We start from the raw sequence: 2,909 nt of genomic DNA on the forward strand, positions 1-2,909 counted from the left end.
CCGCCGCGGCACAGGCGCGGGACCCAGGCCGGCGCGCCGTCCACAACTCAGGGCAAACCTTGCCGGACGCGGCACTAGCCGTCCAGGAGATGTGGGCCTGGCTGACCGTCCAGTACGCGATCACCGCCCTGATCGCCCAGGCAGCCGAGGCCGCCGACGTCGACCCCGACCGGGTCGGCTTCGCCCGAACCGTCCGCCTCGTCCGCCGTTCCGCCACCGGAACGGCGGACATTCCCCCCTGAGGACTGGCACACCCAGCTACCCCGGTTCCACGCCGAGATCACCCGCCGATCGACTACCACCATCACCGGGTGCCGCCGCAACGGCGCATAGGCCAGCCGTTCCAGGAGGCCCCCCGCGCCGCCGAGGAGCACGATCGCGACCAGGTATCCGACCCGCACCGGAAGGTGCTCCTGACGCACCGCCCAGTACGCCAGGAAAGCGTCGAGGACCATGAGGTCACCGTGCGCGAAGTCGAACACTCCGGTCGCCCGGTGAAGGACCAGAAAGCCGGCCGCGACAAGCGCCGATGTGGAACCGTATGCGAGCCCGGTCGCGAGGAAGGTCGGAAACCGCATGACCGCGTCACGACTGTTCTTCGACACCTCGTCGTTCCGAGGCGGCGCTCGACACCGTGCGTTCCAGGGGCGAGATGCGCGCCAGCCTGGGATGACCACCCCACCTCGCGCCGCCATCCGCCGCAACGGCTGGGCCGCCGCCCAGACGAGGCTGGTGGCGGCGGCCCGCGTGGGGATCAGCGGATCTTGAAGACCACGTCGTACGAAGGGGTCGAGGTGGACCGAAGCGGGCTGTCGAGTTTGTCCAAGGAGAGCGTGTAACTGGCTCGTCCGGTTGACCCTGGCGCCACCCTCGCGGGAGGTTGGGACGGCTGGGAAAACGGGATGAAGCGGGCAACGGGGCGATGGTGCAGGAGGGGCGATGGTGCAGGAGTTGAGCGGCGGATGAGCGATCAGGAGACCGGATCCGGGCCGGCGTCGCTGGATGTCCGCGAGGCCATGCGTACCGCCCGGTCGCTGCGGCGTTTCCGGCCGGACCCGGTGTCCAACGAGGTGCTCGCCCGCTGTCTGGAGGCCGCGACCTGGGCGCCATCCGGCTCCAACGCGCAGGCCTGGCGGTTTGTGGTCCTGCGTTCGCCCGAGGTACGCGCGGTGCTGGGACCGGCCTTCCGCGAGGGATGGCAGTGGGTGACCAGAATCTACGAGGACAACGCGTCGGTCCAGCCGGCCCGCAACCCTCGCCAGGCGCGCCTGATGGACACCATGCGTCATCTTGTGGATACGTTCGAGCAGGTGCCGGCGTATGTGCTGTTCACCTACCGGCTCAGCGGCTTCGTCCCGGAGTTCATCGAGGGTGGTTCGATCTTTCCCGCCATGCAGAACTTTCTGCTTGCGGCCCGGGCCGAGGGGCTTGGCACGGTTCCGAGCACCTGGTTCACCTTTGCGCAGGACAAGCTGCGGGCGGTGGTCGGGATCCCGGACGAGTGGAGGATCGCCGCACTGGTCTGCGTGGGTTGGCCGGTCGGACGGCACGGGCCGGTGCGCCGCCGGCCCGTGAGCTCCGTCGCCGCCCTCGACACCTGGGACACGCCGCTGATCGAGGGCGGCAGGCTGCGGTGACGGGATGCGTGCGGACCCTGAATCATGACGGACGTGGCCCCTGGTGATCCGCGTAGGCCGCGGCGAAACGTTCGATGGTCGCCAGGCAGGTGTCGACTGGCTGGAAGCCGCCGCCGGACAGGGTGTGCAGCCAGGTACCCAGGCCGAACACGGGGGTCCGGCGGTGCAGCTCCCACGCCTCGGTGGGATCCGGGGCGGGCACGCCCCGGGCGGCGAGCTCGCTCAGGTAGGCGTGCAGCAGCTCGCGTTCGTGCGTGCGGCGGTCCTCGACGCTCAGGCCGGAGACCAGGAAGTAGCCGACGTCGTGCGCCCAGATGCCGGTGCGGGTGAGCTGCCAGTCGTAGAAGCCGGTGCCCCCGCCGGGCAGGCGGTAGGTGTTGCCGACATGCGGGTCGCCGTGCAGCAGGGTCCGGGGCTGGGCGGACGCGATCACGGCCCAGCCACGGAAACCCCGTTCGACGACACCGGCGTCGACCCCGCCGGGGATCAGCCGGTGGTGGCCGCCGGCCCGCAACACGCGCAGCGCCCGGGTGATGCTCAGCCACGACACCGGCGCCCAGACCGCGTCCAGCCGCCAGGGGCGGGCGAACGCCAGCTCCTCGGGCAGCGGGCGAGCCCAGTAGGCGGCGTGCAGCCGGGCCAGCCCGAGCAGGCCGTCGCGGACCTGCTCGGCGCTCAGCGCCGCGGTCGCGTCGTTCGGTTGGGCATCACGCAGCGTCACGTCTTCCATCACCATGATGGTGGCCAGGCGTCGCCGGTCGACGGCGGCGGCATAGAAGGCGGGATGTTCCAGCGGCAGTTCGGCCCCCGAGTGGACGAGACGGGCCTCGGCCTCGCGGGCACCCAGGGCGGTCAGCGCCAGCCGGTGCAGGACCCGGCCCTCCCGCTTGACGAACACCCGCTGCGGCCCTTTGCCCGCCGCGTAGCACAGACCCACCCTGGCGCGGCTGTTGGTGCCGTCGACGACGTCACTGATCTCGACGGATTCGATGACGGCACCGGGGAACGCCGGCGCGAGCGCCGCCGTCATCCAGCCCGGGGTGAGTTCCGACCATGACCGGGGCACACTGCGCACAACTGCATCATGCGGGACGGCGCCGCCGCGAGCCGGAAGGGTGCCACCGTCGGGTGCCCCCGGGCACGGCGCGGCCACCCTGGGGCTTGCCGGCATCCCTGGGGCTTGCCGGCATCCCTCGGGCTTGCCGGCATCCCTCGGGCTTGCCGGCATCCCTCGGGCTTGCCGGCATCCCTCGGGCTTGCCGGCATCCCTCG

The 2,909-nt window shown here is 71.4% G+C and carries 3 protein-coding genes; 1 reads left to right on the forward strand and 2 read right to left on the reverse strand.

Annotation, left to right across the window (positions count from 1 at the left end):
- Window positions 1–74: 74 nt before the first annotated feature.
- On the reverse strand, window positions 75–605 hold the full coding sequence (locus tag MXD95_RS07555; protein ID WP_250639820.1) for an ABC transporter permease subunit: 531 nt from the start codon (window positions 603–605) through the stop codon (window positions 75–77).
- A 357-nt stretch (window positions 606–962) separates the two neighbouring features.
- Between MXD95_RS07555 and MXD95_RS07560 the strand changes: the two genes are divergently transcribed.
- Entirely contained in the window at window positions 963–1,637 is a 675-nt protein-coding gene (locus tag MXD95_RS07560; RefSeq protein WP_250639821.1) for a nitroreductase family protein, read from the forward strand.
- Between the two features lie 22 nt (window positions 1,638–1,659).
- Here the strand turns inward: MXD95_RS07560 and MXD95_RS07565 are convergent, their stop codons facing one another.
- Window positions 1,660–2,712, reverse strand: coding sequence for a phosphotransferase (locus tag MXD95_RS07565; RefSeq protein WP_250639822.1), 1,053 nt, complete (start codon window positions 2,710–2,712; stop codon window positions 1,660–1,662).
- Window positions 2,713–2,909 lie beyond the last annotated feature (197 nt).

Origin of the sequence: Frankia sp. AiPa1 (genome assembly GCF_023243075.1) — a bacterium.
GTDB lineage: Bacteria > Actinomycetota > Actinomycetes > Frankiales > Frankiaceae > Frankia.

Excerpts from the sequence above, each read along its gene's own strand:
- MXD95_RS07560 (WP_250639821.1), top strand. The coding sequence starts at position 963 with ATGAGCGATCAGGAGACCGGATCCGGGCCGGCGTCGCTGGATGTCCGC.